The organism is Actinomadura scrupuli (assembly GCF_050971785.1).
Classification (GTDB): domain Bacteria; phylum Actinomycetota; class Actinomycetes; order Streptosporangiales; family Streptosporangiaceae; genus Actinomadura_E; species Actinomadura_E scrupuli.
The window spans coordinates 821,359-843,566 of sequence record NZ_JBPCCU010000002.1; the positions used below are offsets into that span (position 1 = coordinate 821,359).

Genomic DNA, 22,208 nt, shown 5'->3' on the forward strand with positions numbered 1-22,208 from the left:
ATTGTGACGATTGGGACCGCAGTTGTGCCGTAAAGTTTGCGAAGCTCCCCGTTATCCGCGTTGTGGCCATACGTTCACCGGTCAGGGCTGCTCATGTGAGGGAGAGTCGATGAAAGCGCTCGTCCTGTCCGGAGGTGCGGGTTCGCGGTTGCGGCCCATCACCCACACCTCGGCCAAGCAACTGGTGCCGGTGGCCAACAAGCCGGTCCTGTTCTACGTGCTCGAGGCGGTCCGCGAGGCCGGGATCACCGAGGTCGGGATCGTGGTGGGCGAGACCGCCCTGGAGATCCAGGAGGCGGTCGGCGACGGCTCGCAATTCGGGCTCGACGTGACCTACCTGCCGCAGGAGGCCCCGCTCGGGCTGGCGCACGCCGTCCTGATCTCCCGGGAGTTCCTGGGCGAGGACGACTTCGTGATGTACCTCGGCGACAACTTCATCGTCGGCGGGATCAGGCCGCTGGTCGAGCGGTTCCGCGCCGAGCGGCCGCACGCCCAGATCATGCTGACCCGGGTCTCCGACCCCCGTGCCTTCGGGGTGGCCGAGCTGAACTCCGCCGGCCAGGTCATCGGGCTGGAGGAGAAGCCGAGCGTGCCCAAGAGCGACCTCGCGCTGGTCGGCGTCTACATGTTCAGCCCGGCCGTGCACGAGGCGGTGGCCTCGCTCAAGCCGTCCTGGCGCGGCGAGCTGGAGATCACCGACGCCATCCAGTGGATGATCGACGGCGGGCACCGGGTGGACTCCACGGTCATCTCGGGTTACTGGAAGGACACCGGCAACGTCACCGACATGCTCGAGGTCAACCGGCTGGTGCTGGAGGGCATCGAACCGCTCATCGAGGGCGACGTCGACCGCGGCAGCGAGCTGATCGGGCGGGTGGTGATCGAGGCCGGGGCGACGGTGCAGAGGTCGCGGATCGTGGGGCCGGTCATCATCGGCGCCGGCTCGCTGATCCGGGACTCCTACGTCGGGCCCTCCACGTCGATCGACCGCGACTGCCAGGTGATCGACAGCGAGATCGAGTACTCGATCGTCCTGCGCGGCTCCTCCATCGACGGGGTGAGCCGCATCGAATGCTCTCTGATCGGCCGCGAGGTCGAGGTGACCCCCGCTCCCCGGGTGCCCAGGGCACACCGGCTCGTCCTAGGAGATCACAGCAAAGTGCAGATCAGCTCATGACCGCCCGCGTCCTGGTCACCGGCGGAGCCGGGTTCATCGGCTCGCACTATGTCCGCACGCTGGTCTCGGGGGGATACCCGGCCTGGGCGGGCTGCGAGGTGACGGTGCTCGACAAGCTCACCTACGCCGGCAACCTGGCCAACCTCGAGCCGGTGGCGGGCCGGTACGCCTTCGTGCACGGTGACATCTGCGACGGGGAGTTGCTCGCCCGGGTGGTACCGGGCCACGACGTCGTGATCAACTTCGCCGCCGAGTCGCACGTCGACCGCTCCATCGAGGGGGCGGGGGAGTTCGTCCGCACCAACGTGCTCGGCACCCAGACCCTCATGCAGGCCTGCCTCGACGCGGGCACCCGCACGGTGGTCCAGGTGTCGACCGACGAGGTCTACGGCAGCATCGAGACCGGTTCCTGGGACGAGGACACCCCGCTGAGCCCGAACTCGCCGTACTCCGCGGCCAAGGCGGGCGGCGACTTGATCGCGCTCGCCTACCACCGGACGCACGGCCTGCCGGTCACCCTGACCCGGTGCGGCAACAACTACGGGCCGTACCAGTACCCCGAGAAGCTCATCCCGCTGTTCGTCACCAACCTCCTGGACGGCGGGAAGGTCCCGCTCTACGGCGACGGTGGCAACGTGCGCGACTGGGTGCACGTGGCCGACCACTGCCGCGGCATCCAGGTCGTCGCCGAGCGCGGGGCGGCCGGTGAGGTCTACCACATCGCCGGCACCGCCGAACTGACCAACAAGCGGCTCACCGAACGGCTGCTGAGCGCCTTCGGCGCCGGCTGGGACCGGGTCGAGCCGGTGACCGACCGCAAGGGCCACGACCGGCGTTACTCGCTGTCCGACGACAAGCTGCGGGCGCTGGGGCACACGCCCGGCATCGGCTTCGAGGACGGCATCACCGAGACGATCGAGTGGTACACGGCCAACCGGGACTGGTGGGAGCCGCTGCGGAAGCGGGCCGCCGGATGAGCGAGCGCAAGGCCGGCCCCTGGCTGGTGACCGGTGCCGCGGGGATGCTGGGCTCCGAACTCGTGACCCGGCTGCGGTCCGAGGGCGCCGAGGTGCTCGGGCTGGCCCGCACCGACCTCGACCTGTGCGATCACGACGCGGTACGGGCGGCGGTCCGCCGGTACGGCCCCGCAACGGTGGTGAACTGCGCCGCCTGGACGGCGGTCGACGACGCCGAGACCCAGGAGGCCGCCGCACTCGCGCTCAACGGCGACGCGGTCCGGGCCCTGACCGGGGCCTGCGCCGACGCCGGGGCACGGCTGGTGCACGTCTCCACCGACTACGTCTTCGCCGGCACCGGCACCGAGCCGTACGCCGAGGACGCCCCGACCGCGCCGGTCAACGCCTACGGGCGCACCAAGCTCGCCGGTGAGCGTGCGGTGCTGGAGTCCGGGGACGGCTACGTCGTCCGCACGGCCTGGCTCTACGGCGCGTACGGGCCGAACTTCGTGCGCACGATGACGCGGCTCGCGGCGGAGCGGGAGACCGTCACCGTGGTCGACGACCAGCACGGCCAGCCGACCTGGACCGGGGACCTCGCCGACCGCATCATCGCGCTGGCCCGGTCGGGCGCACCGGCGGGCGTCTATCACGGCACCAACGCGGGCCGGACGACGTGGTACGGGCTCGCCCGGGAGATCTTCACACTGCTCGGGCTGGACCCCGGCCGGGTGCTGCCCACCACCGGTGACGCCTTCGCGCGGCCCGCCCCGAGACCGGCCAACAGCGTGCTCGGGCACGCCCGCTGGGCCGACGCCGGGCTACCGCCGCCGCGGGACTGGCGTGCGGCGCTGCACGAGGCCTGGCCGCGGCTCTAGCGGCGGGCCTCGCCGGCGCGGCGTCCCGCGATCCGGCGTCCCGTCGCTCCGGCTCGGGGCGCCGCCCTAGATCGCCAGTTTCGCGTAGTAGTCCAGGCATTCCTGGTAGTCGGGCAGCAGGCCCGACTCCAGCGCCTGGGCCAGCGTCGGCGCGGCCTCGTCCTTGGGCGAGAGCGCGGGCACGATGTCGGCAGGCCAGGCGATGCCGAGGGCGGGGTCCAGCGGGTCGATCCCGTGCTCCCGCCCGGGGCTGTAGGAGCTCGAGCAGAGATAGATCACGGTCGTGTCGTCGGTGAGCGACAGGAAGGCGTGTCCCAAACCCTCCGCGATGTAGATCGCCTGGCGCCGTTCCTCGTCCAGCCGTACCGCCTCCCACTCGCCGAACCTCGGCGAGCCGACCCGCAGGTCGACCACCACGTCGAGGATGGCGCCGCGCACGCAGGTGAGGTACTTCGCCTGGCCGGGGGGTACGTCGGCGAAGTGCACGCCGCGCAGCACCCCGCGGGTCGAGACCGAGCAGTTGGCCTGGGCCAGGTCCAGCGGGTGGCCGATCTCGGCGGCCAGGACGTCGGCGCGAAACCACTCGAGGAAGGACCCTCGGTGATCCCCGTGGATACTCGGAGTGAACAGATAGGCGCCATCGATCCCGAGTTCTTCCATCTGCGGCATAATGCCACAGCTTCAACGGTGAAGGGGATGCTGCACAATGACCGAGCAGTACGGCCGTGATGTCCGGTTCCGCCGGGTGTTCGTCGTTGCCGTGGTGGTGCTTTCGGGCCTGGTGAGCGCCCCTTGGGCGGTCGCGGCGCCGCGGGGTGCGCCGAGCCCGACGCCCAGCCCGACTCCGGCCGTACGGACCACTCCCGCCGTGCAGTCGACGTCGACCCTGGCGGACAAGCGGATCACCAAGCCGACGGGCATGGTCATGAGCTCGCTGCATCGCGGCGTCCTGTGGATGATCAGCGGCAAAACGCTGTTCGCGGTCAAGACCTCGGGCCGCACGGTCGGCGCGTACACCTTCAGCGGGCCCGCCCCGCTGACGCTGGAGTCGCTGGCGATGACCAAGGACGAGCGGGGGCGTCCGATTCTGGTGATGGGGGACACGGGAGACCCGCACCAGTCCCGGAGCAAGGGCGTGTGGCTGCTCATGGTCCGCGAGCCCGAGCGGCTCGGCAACGCCACGCTGCGGCCGCTGCGCTACCACCTGGAGTTCCCGGACGGACCGCAGAACGCTCGGACCCTGCTCGTGGACCCGTCCGATCAGCGGCTCTACCTGGTGTCGATGGTGTCCACCGGAGGCAACGTCTACGCGCTCCCGGCGGCGCTGGGCCTGGGGATGACCAACCTGCTGACCAAGGTGAACCCGCTGCACTTCGTGTCGCAGGACGGCGGCTTCCTGCCCGACGGCCGGGTGATCCTGCGGGGCCGGTACCAGGCGCACGTGCTCGCGGGCATCGGCGGCAAGCGGCTCGCCTACCTGCAGATGCCCCGGGACGCGGACGGGCCGATCGCCGTCGTGCCGGGCGGAGAGTCCCTCATGGTGGCGGGGTCGGCCCCGAAGAGCAGGCTCTGGCTGCTGCGCATGCCGCCGCTTCCCGCGGCGCCGCCGACGCCCGGCCCGCAGGCAGATCACACCGTCCGGCCCGCTCCGGTGGCGTCGACGGGCCCGCTGTCCGACCGGGCGGTGGGGCTGGCCGCGTTCGGCGGGATGGTCGCCATCGCGCTGCTGGGCGGGGTGCTGCACCTGCGCCGCCGTTCCCGGGTACGGGCCGGAGAGCGCCCGCCGGGCTGACCGGGCGCGAGGGGCCGGGTACGCCGCGGCGACCGCGCGTCAGGACCGCGCGGTCAGGCTTTCGCCGTAGGGCGTCGCGGTCGGGGCTTCGGTGTCGGGGCTTCGCGGGGGTGCCGCCGGTACGGGGTCCGCGGACACGGGGTCGCCGGCCCCGGCGCCGGGGGAGCGGCTCCGGTCGCGCTCCGTCCGCCGGATGGTCTCGGCCCAGGCGATGAGCACGAACAGCCAGATCCCGGAGACGTTGGCGGGGGCCGCGAGCCCCTCGGTGGTCACGCCGTCGGCGAGGAAGCACACCAGGATGCCGAGGAGCAGACCGGCATCCCGCCGGGTGGCGGGCCGGCGGGCCAGGTCGATCAGCACCGCGGCGAGCGTCAGCAACAGGCAGGTGAAGATCACGGTGCCGACGGCCCCGTTGTCCACCAGCGCGTTGATGAAGGCGTTGTGGCCGCCGCCCAGCCCGATGTCCCGCAGGAACAGGCCGCGGGAGGCACCGAGGCCCCGCCCGAAGATGGGCTCCTCGCCGTAGGCGCGCAGCGCGAGTGACCACAGGTCGGTGCGGGAGTTGAGCGTCATCAGCTTGGCGCTGGTCTCACCGCGCTGGACGAACTCCAGGATGGCGCTGGAGAAGGCCAGCGCCCCGACGATGACCGAGGCCGTGCCGATCACCAGCAGATCGGCCCGGCCCCGCGCGCCGTTGACCGAGGCGAGCAGCACGACGACCCCCAGCGCGCAGCCCAGCGCCGCCCCGCGAGTGCCGGTGGCGATCAGCGCACTGGCCAGCACGGCCAGGCACAGCAGGTAGGTGCCGGTCCGCCAGAGCCGGGTGGCGGTGTCGCCGGGGCGTACGAGATAGCCCACGACCAGCATGACCGCCAGGGCGAGATAGACCCCCGCGATCACCGGATGGACGAAGAGCCAGTTGAACCGGCTCTCGGTCAGGTGGGTGCGCGGGAAGGGATGCACCACCCCGATCACGATCGATCCGATCACCACCACGATGAAGGCGTGCGCGAACCGGTGCAGCTCCGCCACGGTCGCCCGGGTGGCGATCACCTGCGCCACCGCCATGGTGATGAGCATCTGGACGCCGCGGACCACGCCGAGCTGGAGATAGGGCGTCCACGCGGCCGACAGGGCGACGTAGCCGGCCCACGTCCACCCCATGAACAGCAGCCCGGTCGTCCGGCGGGTCGGTGGCCGCAGGCCGAAGCGCAGGTAGAGGAACAGCGCGGCCATGCCGTAGATCGCGATCTCCAGGAAGATGGTGAGATCGGGGCTGCCGCCGACCGTGTCGCCCACCGGCCTGCTGCGCAGTTTGTAGTCGCTGGCCAGCATCAGCGCGAGCGGCAGCACCACGGGCCAGCGCCGGTGGACCGCCGAGCCGCGGCCCCGGGCGCGCATGCCGGGCAGGATCCGGATCAGCATGGTGGTCAGCCTACGACGCCATAGGCGCCGATACCGGCACGATCACCGCTGTGCAGGCCGAGCAGGGTCGCGACGTCCGCGGGCAGCGGCAGGCCCGCGCGCAGCGGGTCCGAGCCGGGCCGCAGCCGGAAGCTCCGGCGGTCGGTGAACGGTGACGGACCCTCGGCGGCGATGCCGTGCGCCTCCTGGCCGGTCCGGTCGGTGAACTCCACCAGCCCGCTCAGGTCCTTGGTCTTGCGCGCCGGGTCGACCCAGTGGATCAGGGCGTTGGGCCCCTGGGACGGCCGGTAGAACGCGTCGCCGTCGGCGTTCACCATGGCGGCCGCGCCGTACCGCTTGTTCATGTCCTCGACCCCGAGCAGCTGGTCCCCTCCGGGGCGCGACTCGAGCAGGTTGTTGCGGAGCTGGACGCCGGTGAGACGGCCGAGCCGGCCCGCGTCCATGACGTCGATCTGACGGCGGGCGTTGGCCGACACCGTGTTGTTCCAGACGCGGACCCGGCTGGACTCCAGGATGCGGATGCCGTAGCGCGCGTTGTCCACGACCACGTTGCCGGCGATCAGGGCTCCGTCGGAGATCTCGTACTGGATCCCGTGCCCGGTGTTGTGCCGGACCACGTTGCGGGCGATGACGGCCTGGCTGCAGGCCTCGTCCAGCCAGATGCCCGCGCTGCCGTTGTCCTCGACGTCGTTGTCGAGCACCCGCAGCCCCCGGGACGTGGTGATCTTCATGCCGCCGGCCACTGGGATGATCTTGAAGTGGGCGGTGTTGTTGCCGGTCATGACGTTGCCGGCGATGACGGCACCGTCGGACTTGTGACCCTGCAGCCCCAGCTGGCCGTTGCGCAGGAAGGCGTTGCGCCGCACCGTGATCCGCGAGCCGCGGATGCTCAGGCCGGTCAGCGCGGTGTCGGCGAAGACGTCGTTCTCGAAGAGGAGATCGTTGGCGTAGCCCTTCACCGCCCCCATCCGCTTGATCGGCGTGGCGTAGCGGCGGAACCCGATGCCGCGCACCACGGACCCGTCGGCCCCGTGCAGGTAGAGCGCCTCGGACAGGACGGAGGCCTCGACCGTGGCGCCGGCGGGGTTCGAGCCGAGGTAGAGCCGCCCGGTGGCGTAGTCGACGGCGAACGTGCCGGCGCGCACGGCGGCCCGGTCGGCGACCTGCTCGAGCTCCCGGCCGTCGACGAACACCTGGTCCGGCCAGCGGGCCATCGGGTAGTGGGGGTCGGTCATCTGGAACACCCAGTCCCGGCCCCTGGTCGGGTCGGTGTTGTCGAACCTGGTGGTCCAGCCGTCCTTGCGCCAGACCGATCCGTCCCGCACCCAGCCGGTCACCCGGCGGCTGCCGTCGAACCACACGGCCTCGCCGGGATAGGACTGGATCGTCAGATGCCTGCGGTTGATCTCGAGCGACTCGCGGTAGACGCCCTTGCGCAGCACGATCGCCGAGCCCGCGGGGGCCCGCTGGACCGCGTGGGCCAGCGTCCGCCACGGCGCGGACCGGGTTCCGGCGGCGGTGTCGTTCCCGCCGGGCGCCACGAAGCGGGCCCCGGCGGGCACCGGATAGCGGGTCTTGCCGATCGGCACGGGACCGTAGGCCGGTGCCCTTCCCGCGGTGACCTTCGTCGACGGCGGCGCCGGGACCGTGGCGGCCGCGGCTCCGCTCGGCGGCGGCCGGACCCCGGCGGACCCGCCCGAACACGCCGCCACTGCTCCGGTGAGCACGGCGGCGAGAAGGGTGCCGAGCAGGGCCCGCGTGCTCGTCAAGCGCTGGCCCTCCGCCTGCGGCCGGGCCGTACGGTGGCGCGGGTCAGCCTGCGGGCCATCAGATCGGCGCAGAGCCGTTCGTACTGCTGGGCCACGTCGTCCCACACATAGTGCTGGGAGGCCCGCTTGTGCGCCATGGCACCGCGGTCGGCGGCCTCGCCCGGCTCCGCCTCGGCGATCTCGATCTCGCGGGCGAGGCCGGCGGGGTCGGCGAAGAACCGGCCGGACTCACCGAGCACCTCGCGGTTGAACACCACGTCGTAGGCGATCACGCTGGCGCCGGCGCCCATCGCCCGCAGCAGGGACGGGTTGGTGCCGCCGACCGAGTGCCCGTGCAGGTAGGTCAGGGCCCCGGCGTAGAGCGAGTCGAGCAGTTGCTGGTCCCAGACGCCGCCGAGGAAGCGGATCCGCGGATCGTCGCCGGCCAGTCCGCGCACCCGCTCGGTGTACTCGTCGGCGTACGGCGCGGATCCGACGACGACCAGCGGCTTGGTGGCCTTGCTGTTCCGGTAGCCCTCGACCTTGAGGTGGACGTGGTTCTCCGGCTCGAACCGGGCGACCACGAGGTGATACTCGCCGGGCTCGTAGCCGATCTCCTGGAGCTTGCCGGCGTCTGGTCCGTCGAGGAGGGGGGCGCCGTAGGCGATGAAGACCGACTCCGCCTGGAACCGCTCCCGGTAGTAGTCCTGGATGCCGAGGGCGTCCGCGATCAGCGCGTCCGACCAGCGGACCGCCATGCTCTCGGCGGCCTGGTAGTAGCGCTTGCCCGCGCCGCTCCACTTGGCGCGCTGCCACTCCAGCCCGTCGACGTGGGTGGCGACCGGGATCCGGAGCATGCGCAGGACCGGGAGCAGCGGCGAGTTGGCGGCGTTGAAGACCAGGGCCACGTCGGGGCCGCGGCGGGTGATGCGCCGACCGGCGGCGTGCAGCACGGACAGGCCGGTGTGGCTCAGCGTCTCGGCGACCTTCTGCTTGATCGCGGGTAGATGGACCAGCCGCATGCCCTCATACTCGGACTCGGGATGGCGCTCACCCCGGCAGTAGACCGTCACCTCGTGACCGGCGGCAGCCAGCCGCTTTCCGATTTCCTCGATGGCGGTCTCGAAACCGCCGTACCGCGCCGGCACCCCGCGAGTACCGATCATGGCGATGCGCACAGATCCCCACCTTCGTGACTTATCGGATGATGGAGACAGGGTAATGGTTGATCTTGCGTAACGTTGCTCTAGCGCACGAGAGTTAATCTCCGGGTTACGCGTTGCCTGATAAGTGTGGTGTGGAATGTGGCCGTAAGGAGAATTTTGGGAGAGAACAGGGTGGAAGATCGCCCCGTCGTCGTCCTGGCGCATCCGTCGCCGGACCTGTACGGCTCCGACCGCATGCTCATCGAGTCGGTACGTGCGCTCAACGGCGATTTCCGGGTCGTCGTCACCCTGCCCGCGGACGGGCCGCTCTGCGCGAGCCTGCGGGACGCCGGCGCCGAGATCCTGGTGCTGCCGGTGCCGATCCTGCGGAAGGCCTACCTGTCGCCCACCGGCCTGGTCCGGCTGTCGGTGGCGGCGCTCAGGGCCCTGCTGCCGGCCGTCAGGATGCTCCGCCGCGAACGGGCCGCCGCGCTCTACGTCAACACCGTGACCATCCCGATCTGGCTGGTGGCGGGATGGCTGGCCCGGGTGCCCATGGTCTGCCACGTCCACGAGGCGGAGGACGGCGTCCCCGGACCGGTCCGCGCGGCTCTGGGGCTGCCGCTGCGGCTGGCCCGCCTGGTGGTGGTCAACAGCAAGGCCAGCGCGGTGGCGCTCGGCGGGCCCGGGCGGCGGGCGCGCGTGATCTACAACGGCGTCGACGAGCCGCCGGCCGTGACCGCGCCGCGCCCGGAGGTCCGCAGCCCGGCCCGGATCGTCCTGGTCGGCCGGCTGTCGCCGCGCAAGGGGTCCGACGTCGCCGTGCGGGCGGTGCACCTGCTCCGGGAGCGCGGCTACGACGCCGAGCTCACTCTGGTGGGCAGCGTCTTCCCCGGTTACGAGTGGTTCGAGGAGGAGCTGAGAGCCCTGGCGGGCACGGCCGGCTTCGTGGAGTTCGCCGGATTCCGCCCATCGGTCTGGGAGTCGTTCGCCGCCGCCGACATCGCAATCGTGCCATCTCGGGTCGAACCATTCGGTAACGTCGCGGTGGAGGCCATGCTGGCGGAGCGCCCCGTCGTCGTCAGCGCGACCCAGGGGCTCGTCGAGATCGTGCGGGACGGGGACAACGGCCTGCTCGTCCCCCCGGACGATCCGGCCGCGCTCGCCGGCGCACTGCAGAGACTGCTCGATGACTGGGACGGCGCGCTGGCCATGGCCAAACGTGCGAACGAGGACGCCGGCAGCCGGTTCGGCAAAGACCGTTACCATCACGAACTTCGAAGCACAGTTCACGAACTAGCCCGAGGACGACAGAGCCGCGATGACAGCTGACACTCCCTCAACGCCGGCACCGGAGATCAGTCTCGTCGAGGCGGTCTGGCGGTACCGGCTGATGTCCGTGCTCATCGTGCTGTCCTGCGGGCTGGCCGCGGTCGGCGCGACCCAGCTGCTGTTCGGCGGCGCGACCGCGACGGCGCGCTTCGCGGTCACCGACCCGACGAACACCAACTCCCTGCACATGGGCGTCGTCTCCGGGGCCGGCTACGCGACCTACACCGCGCAGCGGGCCGCGTTCGCCCAGTCGGCTCCGGTGCTCAAGCGGGCGGCGGAGATCATCGCCGGCGGCAACGGCCCGCACTTCACCCTGGAGGTGATGCGGGCCAGCGTCCACACCGCCTCCCGGCCGGACGGCGGTGTCGTCGAGGTGAACGCCTCCGGCTCGTCGGTGGCCATCGCGGCCACCAAGGCCAACGCGGTCGTGCAGAGCTACCAGGAGCTCACCGCGCAGTCGATCACCGGCAAGCGGGACGCCCAGCTCCGGGCCATCAACAACGCCGAGAAGAAGGTCGCCCAGCAGCTCGCCGTCACCAAGGGGCGGGACGCGGTCTCCCTCGCCGCCAACCTGGCCAAGCTGCAGACCCAGGAGAGCCAGCTCCTCGCCGACGACGCGGGAGCCAACGACGGCGTCCAGTTCGTCGACCAGGCGGACCCGTCCGCCTCCGCCCCCAGCAAGCTGCCGCAGAACGCCGTGATCGGCCTCGCCGTGGGCGTGCTGATCGCCTGCGTGGCCTCGTTCCTGCGCGCCTCCGCCCCGGCCCGGCTGGGCGGTGCCGGAGGCTCGCTGTTCGGGCGTGCCTCCGGTCCGCGGGGGCCGGGCAAGGCCGACGGCCCGAGCCAGAGCGCGGAGGCCGAGCGCGCCGCCAAGCTGGCGGCGCAGGCCGAATGGGCGAACCTCGCCCGGCAGGCCGAGCGCGCCGAGCTGGCCGAGCGGGCCCGCCAGGCCATGAAGGCCGAGCAGGCGTTGAAGAACGCGCAGGCGATGAAGGCCGAGCAGGCCGCGAAGGCCGAGCGCGCCCTCAAGGCGGAGAAGACGCTCCAGGCGGAGCGCGCGCTCGCCGCCGAACGCCAGCTGCAGGCCGAGCGGGAACTCCAGGCCGAGCAGGCGGCCAAGGCCGAGCTGGCGCGCAAGGCCGAGAAGGCCAAGCAGGCGGACCTGGCGCTGCAGGCCGACCTGCCGCTGCCCGGTGAGCGCGAGACGCCCCGGCACGGCGCGCCGGCGGAGCCGGAGACCGAGGAGTGGCCCGCCTCCGCGGAGCGGGCACCGTGGTTGCAGAGCGCCGCCAAGCCGGGATCGAGCACGTCCTCCGAGGGTGGCGAGGAGGGCGAGGACCAGGTGGAGAGCGAGTCCCTGCCCCCGAGCATCCGCGCCTCCCGGCTGATGCACTACTACGACGCCGACCGGTGACGTTCCCCGCACGGGGCAGGCTGGTCCGGCTGGCCTCCTCCGCGGGCGGAGCCGTCACCGTGCAGTTCCTGAACGCCGGGGGCAGCTTCGTGCTGCAGGCCACGGCGGCCCGCACCCTGGGGGCCTCCGGATACGGCGCCTACGCCCTCTTCACCTCGGTGCTGGTAATGATCACCGCGGTGCAGACCAGCTGGGTCGGGGACAGCCTGACGGTCTTCGACCGCTTCGAACGGCGGCTGCGCGGCGGCATCGAGATCTCGGTGCTGGTCACGGTGGGCGCCGGTGTCGCCGTCTCGGTGCTGATCTCCGCCTCGATGGGTCTCGCGGGACCGGGCGGCACCGGGCTCTTCGGCCTGCTCATCGCGCTGTGGCTGATCGAGGAGACCGGGCGCCGGGTCTTCACCGCCCGCATGGAGTTCTGGCGGCTGGTCCTCAACGACACCTGCTACCTCGTGAGCACGCTGGCGATCGTCGGCGCCGTGGTCGCCACCGGCGGCGAGGTCTCGGTGGAGGTCCTGCTGGCGGCGATGGCCGTGGGCGCCGCCACCGCCGTCATCGTGGCCTGGATGCAGCTGCCGGGCACGGAGTACCAGGCGGTGCCGCTGCGGAACACCGCTTTCCGCGAGATCCTCTCCTTCGCCTCATGGCGCTCGGTCCAGGCCGGGGTCCGGCCCGCCGCGCTGCTCGGGGCGCGGATGCTGATCGCCGCCTTCGCCTCGCAGGCGGTGCTCGGCGGGATCGAGGCGGCCCGCCTGCTGCTGGCCCCGGCGCTGACATTCGTCAACGGCTCGGGCTGGTTCCTGCTCGGCGACTACGCGAAGGCACAGAAGTCCGGCCGGCCGTTGCCCGCGTCCGCGGCGCTGCGCGCCTGTGCCGCGATGGCGGGCATCACGCTGGTGCTGAGCCTGGCCGGGGTCGTGTCCGCGGACTGGGTGGGGCCGTACGTCACGGGCGGCGCCTTCAGCGTCGACCGGGTCGCGCTCGCCGGCTGGGCGGTGTACGCGGTCTCGCTGTCGTGCACCCTGCCGCTGAGCAGCCTGGCCACCGCCCGCAAACGCTCCCGGCTGGTCTTCGGGGTCCGCGGGGTGGAGAGCGTCACGGGGCTCGCGGTGCTGGTCGTCCTGCTGGTCGTCGACCCCGCCTGGGCGCCGTACGCCCCGTACTGCCTGGGCGGCGGCGGCCTGGTCTCGGCGGCGCTGCTGTGGCGGCTGCTGCGCAGGGAGGATCCGGGCCGGACGGGCTCCGGGATCCCGGCGGGAATGCCCGCCCCGGACGGTCACGCGGTCGGCGCCGCGTCCTGATCCGCCGCCTCCCCGTTCTCCCCGGCGGGGGGACGGCCGCGCGCCGCGGCGCCCTCGCGGAAGGGCAGCGCGGTCAGGCCGTGGCGTTTGCGGAGCACGATCCACACCAGCGGGCTCGCGAACAGCACCACCAGCAGCACCGCGACCGTGACCGTGTTGCTGAGCTCGAACATCTTGAGCGCGGAGGCGAGCAGCACGAACGCGAGAGCGCGCCGGATGAGCCCGCCCGGCGCGCGGGAGGAGATCCGTGAGCCGAGGTAGACCCCGGGGATGGAGCCCACCAGCAGCGCGGTCGTCACCTCGAGCTTGAAGTCACCGAACAGCAGGTGGCCGAAGGCGGCCGACATGACCAGCGGGACCGCCTGGACCAGGTCGGTGCCGACGAGCTGGTTCGCCTTGAGGGCCGGGTAGAGCGCCAGCAGGGCCACGATGATCAGCGATCCGGAGCCGACCGAGGTCATGCCGACGACGAGACCGCCGACGCCTCCGATCACCACGGTGGCCAGGGGGCGTACGACGATCGCCGGAAGCCCGGTCGCCGCGGGCTCGCCGGGGGCGGCCGTCCGGCGGCCGCCCTCGGCGCCACCGGCGGCGCGGTCCCGCAGCGCCAGGTAGCCGCGCACCGCGAGCCCGGAGGCGGCGATCAGCAGCGCCACCCCCAGGGCCTTCTTGATGACCGACTGCACGTCGGCGCCGTCCCCCAGGGCGCGAGCGATCAGCACGCCGCAGAAGGCGGCGGGGATCGACCCCGCGCACAGCCAGCCGACGAGCTTCAGGTTCACCGTGCCGCGGCGCAGGTGGACGGCGCTGCCGACCGGCTTCATCACGGCGGCCGCCACCAGGTCGCTGGAGACCGCCGCCAGCGGCGGGACGCCGAAGAAGGTCACCAGCATCGGCGTCATCAGCGCACCGCCGCCCATACCGGTCAGCCCGACGACGATGGCCACCAGGAACGACCCCGTCGCCATCGTGTAGTCGAAGTGCATGACGGTGCCCTACTCCATCTGTAGGAAAACTGGGATGGAGTGTACGGGCCGCCCGAGACCGCCTCGTAATCGGCCTGGGTCACTCGGGGCGGATCCAGCCCCCCGAGACCAGCAGCTCCAGGACCGCCCGCACGGCCGCCTCGGGTGCCAGCTGCGAGGTGTCCAGGACCAGGTCCGCGTCACCGGGCTCCTCGTAGGGATCGGAGATCCCGGTGAACTCCGGGATGAGCCCCGCCCGCGCCTTGGCGTACAGCCCCTTGCGGTCGCGCCGCTCGCACTCGGCCAGCGGAGTCGCCACATGGACCAGGACGAAGTCCCCGACCTCGGACACCATCCGCCGGACCTCGGCCCGGGTCGCCGCGTAGGGGGCGATCGGCGCGCAGATCGCCAGCCCGCCGTGCCGGGTGACCTCGGCGGCGACATAGCCGATCCGCCGGATGTTGAGGTCCCGGTCGGCCTTGGAGAAGGTCAGGCCGGACGACAGCAGCCGCCGCACGACGTCCCCGTCCAGCAGGGTGATGGTGCGGCCGCCCCGCTCGACCAGGGCGTCGGCCAGCCCGCGGGCCACCGTGGACTTGCCCGACCCCGACAGCCCGGTGAAGAACACGGTGACGCCGCGCCGGTGCCGGGGTGGCCGTGCGGCGCGCAGCTCGGCGGCCACCGCGGGCGGGGTGAACCAGTCGGGGATCGGGTCCCCGCGGTCCAGCAGCGCGCCGAGGTCCGCCGGGGTCAGCTCGGCCTGCACATGGTCCGGCTCGATCTTGGCGGTGGGCCGCCAGACCTCCACGTCCGCGTCGTAGGCCCACGGCTCCGGCGTCACCACCGGGAGGGTGCCGGCCTCGGCGGCCTCACCCGCGGGCAGGTCGGCCAGCAGGAAGGTGGCGCCGTACGCGGCCGCCACATGCGAGCGCAGCAGCAGGTCACGGCCCTCGTCGGCGCGCGCGGGCAGCGGGACCGGCACGAGCAGGGCGCCCTCGGGCAGTTCCTTGCGCACCGCCAGCAGCGACCGGACCAGGGACTCGTCGTGGGCGCTGCCCAGCAACGGCAGCACCAGCACCCGCGCCGCCAGCCGCTCGGCCTCCTGGCGAAGCTGCCCCAGCTGCTTGCGGTGCAGCGGGTCCCGGGTCGTCACGGCCAGCACGGGCCCCGGGCCCAGCTCGGCGCGGACCTCGGCGGGGTCGCGGCGCAGCCGGTGGAACGGCCCGTGCGCCGGCGCGCGCACCGGCCGTACGGGACCGGCCAGATGCCAGTCGTCCCCCTCGGCCGGGCCGGGGCCGGCCGGGATCGTGGTGGCCGAGGGGGTCTGCCAGGCCTCGGTGACCTCCAGCACGGCGAGCGGCACCCCTTCGGGGTCCTGCAGCACCACCCGTGGCTCGCCGGTCAGCTCCTTGGGCACCGTCAGCGTCACCGGCACCGGCCAGGGGGTGCCGTCGGCCAGCCGCCCGCCCGCCAGCACCGTGGCGGCGTCCAGCGAGCCCTGGAACCCGGTCAGCGGTGCGAACGCCCCGGTCAGCAGCAACTCCAGGTCGGCGAGTTCGGCCGGGCTGGGAGTCCAGGCCGGCAGGTCGCGCAGGACGTCGGGAATGCCGGATTCGGTGGTCACCTGATGCTCCGGGAGTCTGGTTCGGAAGAGGTACGACCAGCAAACGGTAGCTCTGAGCTGCCCCGGAACCTAGCGCAGCCACGCAGAAGTCCTCGGGGCCGGGGATGTCCGGGCCTGGTTTCCGCGCCGACCGCCGGCGCGAGACCGGTCCCCTCGCGGTGCCGCGCGGGTCAGATGACCCGGGCGAAGCGGTTCTCCGGTTTGCGGATCACGAAGGTGACCTCGCCGTGCCCGGCGGTGAGCCGTCCGCGGGACAGCGCGGCGACCATCCGCCCCAGCCCCTGCACCAGCCCGGCCCACCGGCCGTAGGCGTGCACGGTGTCCTGCGAGGTCTGCTCGCCGGAGATCACCAGCCCGCGCATCACGCAGTACCACTGCATGCCCCGGCAGGAGGCCACCGGCTCGTAGACCGCCGGCGGCGCGGCCGGGCCGGCCTGCAGCAGCCTGCGCAGGCGCGGCGGGATCAGCCGGTCGACGAGACCGAACGCGGTGTCGCGGTCCCGGAACTGGACGATCATCAGGCCGCCCGGCTTGAGGGCCGCGACGATGCGGTCCAGGACGAGCTCGGCGTTGGAGATGCGGTCGACGAGGTACGGAGCGCACACGATGTCGTAGGCGCGCGGCGGCATGGGGACCGTACGCAGGTCGCCGAGGTGCCAGGAGTCGAGGTCGCTCCTGGCCTGGGTGTGGGCGCGCAGCTCCGGGGTGTCCAGGTCGACCCCGGTGATGTGACGCTCGACGTGCCCCGCGTCGAGGCGGGCGAGGTCGAGCTCGCCGCCCCAGCCCGACCCCGCGACCAGGATGTGCACCCGCCGCAGGGGCTTCTCGTAGGCGTATTGGCTCACACGTTCTGAGAACAGATCCCCGTCGTGGACGGGTGGCGTGCGCAGATCGGTCACGTCTCGCAGCGTAATCAAGCGACTCCGTGGTGTCCGCTATTTGCCTATTCTTGACGTGAACGTGTCGGCGAGGTCACCTTGGCGGCCGCCGCGGGGGCCACCAGGGAGTTCACCAGGGGACAACCACGGCGGTCAGCGGGGCCGCGTAGGCTGGTAGCGACCCGGGGGTCAGGTGAATCCCGGGGGATTCGGGCTGCCCAACCGAGGTCGCCTCCGCTCACAGGCCACGACTCTGGCAGACACATGACGCTCAATGGACTTCTCGCCCTCGCCCGCACCGACCCCGCGCTCCGGCGTGCCCTCGGCGACGCCGCCACCGGGCACTACGACCTGGTCGCGCCCCCCGCGCTGCGGCCCCTCCTCGCCGCCTCCCTGGCCGCCGCGCTGGGCGAGGGACCGGTGGGCGGCACGGTGCTGGCCGTCACCGCGACCGGCCGCGAGGCCGAGGACCTCACCGCGGCGCTCAGCAGCCTGCTCGAGCCGAACGCCGTGGCGCACTTCCCCGCTTGGGAGACGCTGCCGCACGAGCGGCTGTCGCCGCGCTCCGACACCGTCGGCCAGCGGCTGGCGGTGCTGCGGCGGCTGGCCAACCCGGACCCCGGAGACCCGACGTCCGGGCCGCTGCAGGTCGTGGTCACCCCGGTCCGCGGCGTGCTCCAGCCGATCGTGTCCGGTCTGGGGGACCTTGAGCCGGTCCGCCTGCGCGCACAGGACGACGCCGACCTCGACACGACGGTGGAGAGGCTGGTGCAGGCGGGGTACCGCCGGGTCGACCTGGTCGACAAGCGCGGTGACCTCGCGGTCCGCGGCGGCATCCTGGACGTCTTCCCGCCCACCGAGGAGCACCCGCTGCGGGTCGAGTTCTGGGGCGACACGGTCGAGGAGATCCGCTACTTCAAGGCCGCCGACCAGCGGTCGCTGGAGGTAGCGCAGGAGGGGCTGTGGGCCCCGCCGTGCCGGGAGCTGCTGCTCACCCCCGAGGTGCGCGAACGCGCCCGGCGGCTGGCCGACCGGCACCCGTCCCTGGCCGACATCCTCGACCGGCTCGCCGAGGGCGACGCGGTGGAGGGCATGGAGGCCTTCTCCCCGGTCCTGGCCGACCACATGGAGCTGCTGCTCGACCTGCTGCCCAAGGGCTCCCACGTCTTCGTCTGCGACCCGGAGCGCATCCGCACCCGTTCCGCCGAGCTGGTGGCCACCAGCCAGGAGTTCCTCGAGGCCTCCTGGGTGACCGCGGCGGCCGGCGGGGAGGCGCCGATCGACCTGGGCGCGGCCGCATACAAGTCGCTCGAGGAGGTCCGGGAGCGCGCCGGGGAGCTGGGCGTCCCGTGGTGGACCACCACGCCCTTCGCCGCGGACGAGGAACTCGTCGACGACGCCGTGCTGGTCGGGGCGCACGCGGCGGAGGCCTACCGCGGCGACACCGCCCGGGCGCTGGCCGACGTGCGCCGCTGGATCCACGACGAGTGGCACGTGGTGCTGGTGACCGAGGGCCACGGGCCCGCCGAACGCCTCGCCGAGCTCGTCCGCGAGGAAGGCCTGGGCGCGCGGCTGGCCGACCTGCCGGGGCCGCCGGAGGCGTCGATCGTGCACGTGACGACCGGCCGGCTGGAGCACGGCTTCGTCTGGGACGCGGTCAAGCTCGTCGTGCTCACCGAGACCGACCTGTCCGGCCAGCGGTCCTCCACCAAGGACATGCGGCGGATGCCGTCGCGGCGGCGCGGCGGCATCGACCCGCTGCAGCTGTCCACCGGCGACTACGTGGTGCACGAGCAGCACGGCGTGGGCCGCTACGTCGAGATGGTGAGCCGCACCGTGCAGGGCGCCACCCGCGAGTACCTCATCATCGAGTACGCCAAGGGCGACCGGCTGTTCGTGCCCACCGACCAGCTGGAGGAGATCACCCGCTACGTCGGGGGCGAGTCGCCGTCGCTGCACCGCCTCGGCGGCGCCGACTGGCAGAAGTCCAAGGCGCGGGCGCGCAAGGCGGTCAAGCAGATCGCCGGGGAGCTGATCCGGCTGTACTCCGCGCGGATGGCCTCGCCGGGCATCGCCTTCGGGCCGGACACCCCGTGGCAGCGCGAGCTCGAGGACGCCTTCCCCTACGCGGAGACCCCCGACCAGCTCGGCGCCATCGAGGAGGTCAAGGCCGACATGGAGAAGCCGGTGCCGATGGACCGGCTGATCTGCGGCGACGTCGGCTACGGCAAGACCGAGATCGCGGTACGGGCGGTCTTCAAGGCCGTCCAGGAGGGCCGTCAGGTCGCGGTCCTGGTGCCCACCACGCTGCTCGTGCAGCAGCACCTGTCGACGTTCTCCGAGCGGTTCAACGCCTTCCCGGTGGTGGTCCGGCCGGTCTCCCGCTTCCAGAGCGACAAGGAGGTCGAGCGGACCATGGAGGGCGTCTCCGACGGCTCGGTCGACGTCGTCATCGGCACCCACCGGCTGCTCTCGCCGGCCACCAGGTTCAAGAACCTCGGCCTGGTGGTCATCGACGAGGAGCAGCGGTTCGGCGTCGAGCACAAGGAGGAGCTCAAGCGGATGCGCACCCAGGTGGACGTGCTCGCCATGTCGGCGACCCCCATCCCGCGCACCCTGGAGATGGGGCTCACCGGCATCCGGGAGATGTCGACCATCCTCACCCCGCCCGAGGAGCGGCACCCGGTCCTGACGTTCGTCGGTCCCTACGACGACAAGCAGATCGCCGCCGCGGTCCGGCGGGAGCTGCTGCGCGAGGGGCAGGTCTTCTTCGTGCACAACCGGGTGAAGTCCATCGACCGGGTCGCCGCGAGCCTGCGGGAGCTGGTGCCGGAGGCCCGGGTCGCCACCGCGCACGGGCAGATGAACGAGCACCAGCTCGAGCAGGTCATGGTCGACTTCTGGGAGAAGAACTACGACGTGCTGGTGGCGACCACGATCGTGGAGTCGGGGCTGGACATCCCCAACGCCAACACCCTGATCGTGGACCGCGCCGACACCTACGGGCTCTCCCAGCTGCACCAGCTGCGCGGCCGGGTCGGCCGGGGCCGCGAACGCGCGTACTCCTACTTCCTCTACCCGCCCGAGAGCCCGCTGAGCGAGACCGCGCACGAGCGGCTGACGACCATCGCGCAGCACACCGAGATGGGCGCCGGCATGTTCGTGGCGATGAAGGACCTGGAGATCCGCGGCGCCGGCAACATCCTGGGCGCCGAGCAGTCCGGGCATGTGGCGGGCGTCGGCTTCGACCTGTACGTCCGGATGGTCGGCGAGGCCGTCCGGGAGCTGCGGGACGAGGCGCCGGCGGAGACCGCGGACGTGAAGGTGGAACTGCCCATCGACGCGCACATACCGCACGAGTACGTTCCCGGCGAGCGGCTCCGGCTGGAGGCCTACCGGCGGATCGCCGCGATCCAGGGCACCGACGAGATCCCGGCGGTCCACGAGGAGCTCAAGGACCGGTTCGGGCCGCTGCCGGTGGCGGTGCTCAACCTGCTCGAGGTGGCCAGATTCCGGGCCAAGGCGCGGGCGGCGGGACTGACGGAGGTCACCCTCCAGGGCAACCACGTCCGCTTGGCCCCGGTGGAGCTGCCCGAGTCGCGGCAGATCCGGCTGCAGCGGCTCTATCCCAAGAGCCTGCTGAAGCCCGCGGCCCGGACCCTGCTGGTGCCGACGCCCAAGACGGCACCGCTCGGCGGCCGGCCGCTGCGGGACCAGGAACTGCTCAAGTGGGCGACGGACCTCGTCGAGGCACTCTTCCTCGAGCCCGCCGCCACGAGCAGGGCAAACTAAGGGGCGCTGACCGGACTACGTGATCATGCACTAGGTTCCGGACTCATTGCCCGATCATGACTGAGATTGGATCGCGTGTGTTCTCCACCACTGTCAAGACCGTCGCGCTCGGCGCCGCCGCGGCCGTGGCCCTGACCGCGTGCGGCGGGCCGGTGCGGCTGGGCGCCGCCGCGGTCGTCGACGGCCATCGCATCACCACCGCCGACCTGGACCGGACCGTCGCCGCCTGGCAGAAGCAGTTCGCCAAGGACCCGGCGGCGGCCCAGGTACAGCAGCAGGCGCAGCAGCAGGGCCAGCAACTGCCGGCCGACCCGGACTCCCCGCCGCGCAGCGCGCTGGCCCAGCTCATCGGTTTCCGGATCTGGGACGAGGTCGCCCGGGAGCAGAACGTCGCCGTGACCCCCACGGAGATCGACCGGATCATCGCCGCCAACGGCGGCCAGAAGGCGATCCAGGACCAGACCCTGGCCGGCGGCCTGCCGGTGAGCCACTCCCGGGACCTCGTGCGGGCGTTCCTGATCCGCAGCATGCTGCTGCAGCGCTTCGGCGCGGTGCCCAACGGGCAGGGCCAGGTCGACCAGCAGACCCTGCAGCAGGCCCAGCAGAAGCTCGTCGGCGCGCAGGCGCAGGCGCTGCGGAGCATGAAGATCAAGGTCAATCCGAGGTACGGCTCGTTCGATCCGAGCAGCGGGCTCGGCCCGGTGAGCTACGGGCTCTCCAAGTCCGATCCCGGCCTGAACGGCGCGGGCTGAGCCGTGCTCGTTCTGCTGGCCACCACCCACCGGGTCGCGCCCGGCCTGCTCACCTGGCGTGCCTGGGAGACGCTGCGATCCGCCGCCCGGGTGCTCACCGGATCGTCCGAGCATCCCCAGCTGCCCTATCTGCTGGAGGCCGGGATCCCGGTCGAGGTCGTCGACGCCGACCCGCGGTCGCTGGCCGAGGCGGCCCTGTCGGCCCCGGTGGTGTGGGTCGGCTCACCCGAGGGCGACGAGGCGCTGCTGCGCGCCCTCGGTGCCCTGGCGGTCGCCGGGGACGCACCGGAGATCGAGGTCCTGCACGGGTCCTACGACCTGCCCGGCGCCCGGCTGCTCGACCTGGTCCAGGTGATGGACGTCCTCCGCCGTGACTGCCCGTGGGACCGCAAGCAGACCCACGCGTCGCTGGCGCCGTACCTGATCGAGGAGTCCTACGAGCTGGTCGACGCCATCGAGGCGGAGGACCTGACGGGCCTCCGCGAGGAGCTCGGGGACGTGCTGATGCAGGTCGCCTTCCATGCCGTGGTGGCCGGTGAGCGCGCCCCGGAGGACGGCGGCTTCACCATCGACGACGTCGCCGCCGGGATCGTCGACAAGCTCGTACGCCGTCATCCGCACGTCTTCGCCGACGTGAGCGTCTCGGGCGCGGACGAGGTCAACGAGAACTGGGAGCAGATCAAGGCCGCCGAGCGCGCCGCCAAGAGCGAGGACCATTCGATCTTCGACGGCGTCGCGATGGGCCAGCCTGCGCTGTCCCTGGCGGCCCAGCTGTGGCGGCGGGCCGCCCGCGCGCAGGCTCCGGCGGAGCTGTCGTCCGGGCTGGGTTCGGAGCTCGGCGCCGAGCTGTTCGCGCTGGTCGCCCGGGCTCAGGAGCAGGGGCTCGACCCGGAGGCCGAGCTGCGCAGGGTCGCTCGCGACTACCGCGCCCGCGTCGAGACCTGGGAACAGGCCCCGCCCGACTGATCCGCCGTGCCGCTGTGATCTCTTGGTCGATGTGCAGCGGAATCGCAAGATCACTGAGAGCGC

The 22,208-nt window shown here is 72.3% G+C and carries 17 protein-coding genes; 10 read left to right on the forward strand and 7 right to left on the reverse strand.

Going from position 1 to position 22,208, the window contains the following annotated elements:
* Window positions 1–109: 109 nt before the first annotated feature.
* From ACRYCC_RS11540 to rfbD, 3 genes are read left to right on the forward strand one after another with little or no spacing between them, the layout of a single operon-like run.
* Window positions 110–1,177, forward strand: coding sequence for a glucose-1-phosphate thymidylyltransferase (locus tag ACRYCC_RS11540; RefSeq protein WP_433811093.1), 1,068 nt, complete (start codon window positions 110–112; stop codon window positions 1,175–1,177).
* Window positions 1,174–2,154, forward strand: a complete 981-nt coding sequence (rfbB, locus tag ACRYCC_RS11545) for a dTDP-glucose 4,6-dehydratase (RefSeq protein ID WP_433811095.1) — start codon at window positions 1,174–1,176, stop codon at window positions 2,152–2,154. Before ACRYCC_RS11540 ends, rfbB begins: the two co-directional genes overlap by 4 nt.
* Window positions 2,151–3,011, forward strand: coding sequence for a dTDP-4-dehydrorhamnose reductase (rfbD, locus tag ACRYCC_RS11550; RefSeq protein WP_433811097.1), 861 nt, complete (start codon window positions 2,151–2,153; stop codon window positions 3,009–3,011). The genes rfbB and rfbD overlap by 4 nt, the downstream gene beginning before the upstream one ends.
* Before the next feature lie 66 nt (window positions 3,012–3,077).
* Here rfbD and ACRYCC_RS11555 read toward each other — a convergent pair whose 3' ends face one another.
* Window positions 3,078–3,671 carry a dTDP-4-dehydrorhamnose 3,5-epimerase family protein gene (locus ACRYCC_RS11555; protein WP_433811098.1) on the reverse strand — a complete coding sequence of 198 codons (594 nt, stop codon included), beginning with the start codon at window positions 3,669–3,671 and terminating at the stop codon, window positions 3,078–3,080.
* Window positions 3,672–3,717: 46 nt separating this feature from the next.
* On the opposite strand from ACRYCC_RS11555, the gene ACRYCC_RS11560 reads away from it, so the two are divergent.
* Window positions 3,718–4,803, forward strand: a complete 1,086-nt coding sequence (locus tag ACRYCC_RS11560) for a hypothetical protein (RefSeq protein WP_433811100.1) — start codon at window positions 3,718–3,720, stop codon at window positions 4,801–4,803.
* A gap of 39 nt (window positions 4,804–4,842) precedes the next feature.
* Here the strand turns inward: ACRYCC_RS11560 and ACRYCC_RS11565 are convergent, their stop codons facing one another.
* From ACRYCC_RS11565 to ACRYCC_RS11575, 3 genes are read right to left on the reverse strand one after another with little or no spacing between them, the layout of a single operon-like run.
* Entirely contained in the window at window positions 4,843–6,228 is a 1,386-nt protein-coding gene (locus ACRYCC_RS11565; RefSeq protein ID WP_433811101.1) for an O-antigen ligase family protein, read from the reverse strand.
* Between the two features lie 5 nt (window positions 6,229–6,233).
* On the reverse strand, window positions 6,234–7,997 hold the full coding sequence (locus ACRYCC_RS11570; RefSeq protein ID WP_433811103.1) for a right-handed parallel beta-helix repeat-containing protein: 1,764 nt from the start codon (window positions 7,995–7,997) through the stop codon (window positions 6,234–6,236).
* Window positions 7,994–9,154, reverse strand: a complete 1,161-nt coding sequence (locus tag ACRYCC_RS11575) for a DUF1972 domain-containing protein (protein ID WP_433811105.1) — start codon at window positions 9,152–9,154, stop codon at window positions 7,994–7,996. The genes ACRYCC_RS11570 and ACRYCC_RS11575 overlap by 4 nt, the downstream gene beginning before the upstream one ends.
* Window positions 9,155–9,313: 159 nt before the next feature.
* Here ACRYCC_RS11575 and ACRYCC_RS11580 point away from each other — a divergent pair, with 159 nt between their 5' ends.
* From ACRYCC_RS11580 to ACRYCC_RS11590, 3 genes are read left to right on the forward strand one after another with little or no spacing between them, the layout of a single operon-like run.
* Window positions 9,314–10,453 (forward strand): glycosyltransferase family 4 protein, encoded by a 1,140-nt coding sequence (locus ACRYCC_RS11580; protein ID WP_433811106.1) that lies wholly within the window; start codon window positions 9,314–9,316, stop codon window positions 10,451–10,453.
* On the forward strand, window positions 10,443–11,867 hold the full coding sequence (locus ACRYCC_RS11585; protein WP_433811107.1) for a GumC domain-containing protein: 1,425 nt from the start codon (window positions 10,443–10,445) through the stop codon (window positions 11,865–11,867). The genes ACRYCC_RS11580 and ACRYCC_RS11585 overlap by 11 nt, the downstream gene beginning before the upstream one ends.
* The gene (locus ACRYCC_RS11590; protein WP_433811109.1) at window positions 11,864–13,168 is read left to right on the forward strand and encodes a polysaccharide biosynthesis protein; all 1,305 of its coding nucleotides are present in this window, start codon (window positions 11,864–11,866) and stop codon (window positions 13,166–13,168) included. Before ACRYCC_RS11585 ends, ACRYCC_RS11590 begins: the two co-directional genes overlap by 4 nt.
* On the opposite strand, the gene ACRYCC_RS11595 is transcribed toward ACRYCC_RS11590, so the two are convergent.
* The 3 genes from ACRYCC_RS11595 to ACRYCC_RS11605 all read right to left on the reverse strand — a co-directional run bounded on the left by ACRYCC_RS11595 (window position 13,144) and on the right by ACRYCC_RS11605 (window position 16,656).
* A complete protein-coding gene (locus ACRYCC_RS11595; RefSeq protein WP_433811111.1) occupies window positions 13,144–14,154 on the reverse strand; it encodes a sulfite exporter TauE/SafE family protein in 1,011 nt (336 codons plus the stop codon). The genes ACRYCC_RS11590 and ACRYCC_RS11595 overlap by 25 nt on opposite strands.
* Before the next feature lie 79 nt (window positions 14,155–14,233).
* A complete protein-coding gene (gene cysC / locus ACRYCC_RS11600; protein WP_433811113.1) occupies window positions 14,234–15,757 on the reverse strand; it encodes an adenylyl-sulfate kinase in 1,524 nt (507 codons plus the stop codon).
* A gap of 170 nt (window positions 15,758–15,927) precedes the next feature.
* Window positions 15,928–16,656, reverse strand: coding sequence for a class I SAM-dependent methyltransferase (locus ACRYCC_RS11605; RefSeq protein WP_433811115.1), 729 nt, complete (start codon window positions 16,654–16,656; stop codon window positions 15,928–15,930).
* Window positions 16,657–16,899: 243 nt separating this feature from the next.
* Here ACRYCC_RS11605 and mfd point away from each other — a divergent pair, with 243 nt between their 5' ends.
* The 3 genes from mfd to ACRYCC_RS11620 all read left to right on the forward strand — a co-directional run bounded on the left by mfd (window position 16,900) and on the right by ACRYCC_RS11620 (window position 22,145).
* Complete coding sequence (gene mfd, locus ACRYCC_RS11610) at window positions 16,900–20,427, forward strand: transcription-repair coupling factor (RefSeq protein WP_433811118.1); 3,528 nt, start codon at window positions 16,900–16,902, stop codon at window positions 20,425–20,427.
* A 77-nt stretch (window positions 20,428–20,504) separates the two neighbouring features.
* Window positions 20,505–21,179, forward strand: coding sequence for a SurA N-terminal domain-containing protein (locus ACRYCC_RS11615; RefSeq protein ID WP_433811119.1), 675 nt, complete (start codon window positions 20,505–20,507; stop codon window positions 21,177–21,179).
* 3 nt (window positions 21,180–21,182) lie between these two features.
* Window positions 21,183–22,145 carry a nucleoside triphosphate pyrophosphohydrolase gene (locus tag ACRYCC_RS11620; RefSeq protein WP_433811120.1) on the forward strand — a complete coding sequence of 321 codons (963 nt, stop codon included), beginning with the start codon at window positions 21,183–21,185 and terminating at the stop codon, window positions 22,143–22,145.
* The last annotated feature ends 63 nt before the right edge of the window (window positions 22,146–22,208 follow it).

Bases quoted from the DNA above. Each gene is read 5' to 3' on its own strand.
- ACRYCC_RS11540 (WP_433811093.1), top strand. From the start codon at position 110: ATGAAAGCGCTCGTCCTGTCCGGAGGTGCGGGTTCGCGGTTGCGGCCC.
- rfbB (WP_433811095.1), top strand. From the start codon at position 1,174: ATGACCGCCCGCGTCCTGGTCACCGGCGGAGCCGGGTTCATCGGCTCG.
- rfbD (WP_433811097.1), top strand. From the start codon at position 2,151: ATGAGCGAGCGCAAGGCCGGCCCCTGGCTGGTGACCGGTGCCGCGGGG.
- ACRYCC_RS11555 (WP_433811098.1), bottom strand. From the start codon at position 3,671: ATGGAAGAACTCGGGATCGATGGCGCCTATCTGTTCACTCCGAGTATC.
- ACRYCC_RS11560 (WP_433811100.1), top strand. From the start codon at position 3,718: ATGACCGAGCAGTACGGCCGTGATGTCCGGTTCCGCCGGGTGTTCGTC.
- ACRYCC_RS11565 (WP_433811101.1), bottom strand. From the start codon at position 6,228: ATGCTGATCCGGATCCTGCCCGGCATGCGCGCCCGGGGCCGCGGCTCG.
- ACRYCC_RS11585 (WP_433811107.1), top strand. From the start codon at position 10,443: ATGACAGCTGACACTCCCTCAACGCCGGCACCGGAGATCAGTCTCGTC.
- ACRYCC_RS11595 (WP_433811111.1), bottom strand. From the start codon at position 14,154: ATGCACTTCGACTACACGATGGCGACGGGGTCGTTCCTGGTGGCCATC.
- mfd (WP_433811118.1), top strand. From the start codon at position 16,900: ATGACGCTCAATGGACTTCTCGCCCTCGCCCGCACCGACCCCGCGCTC.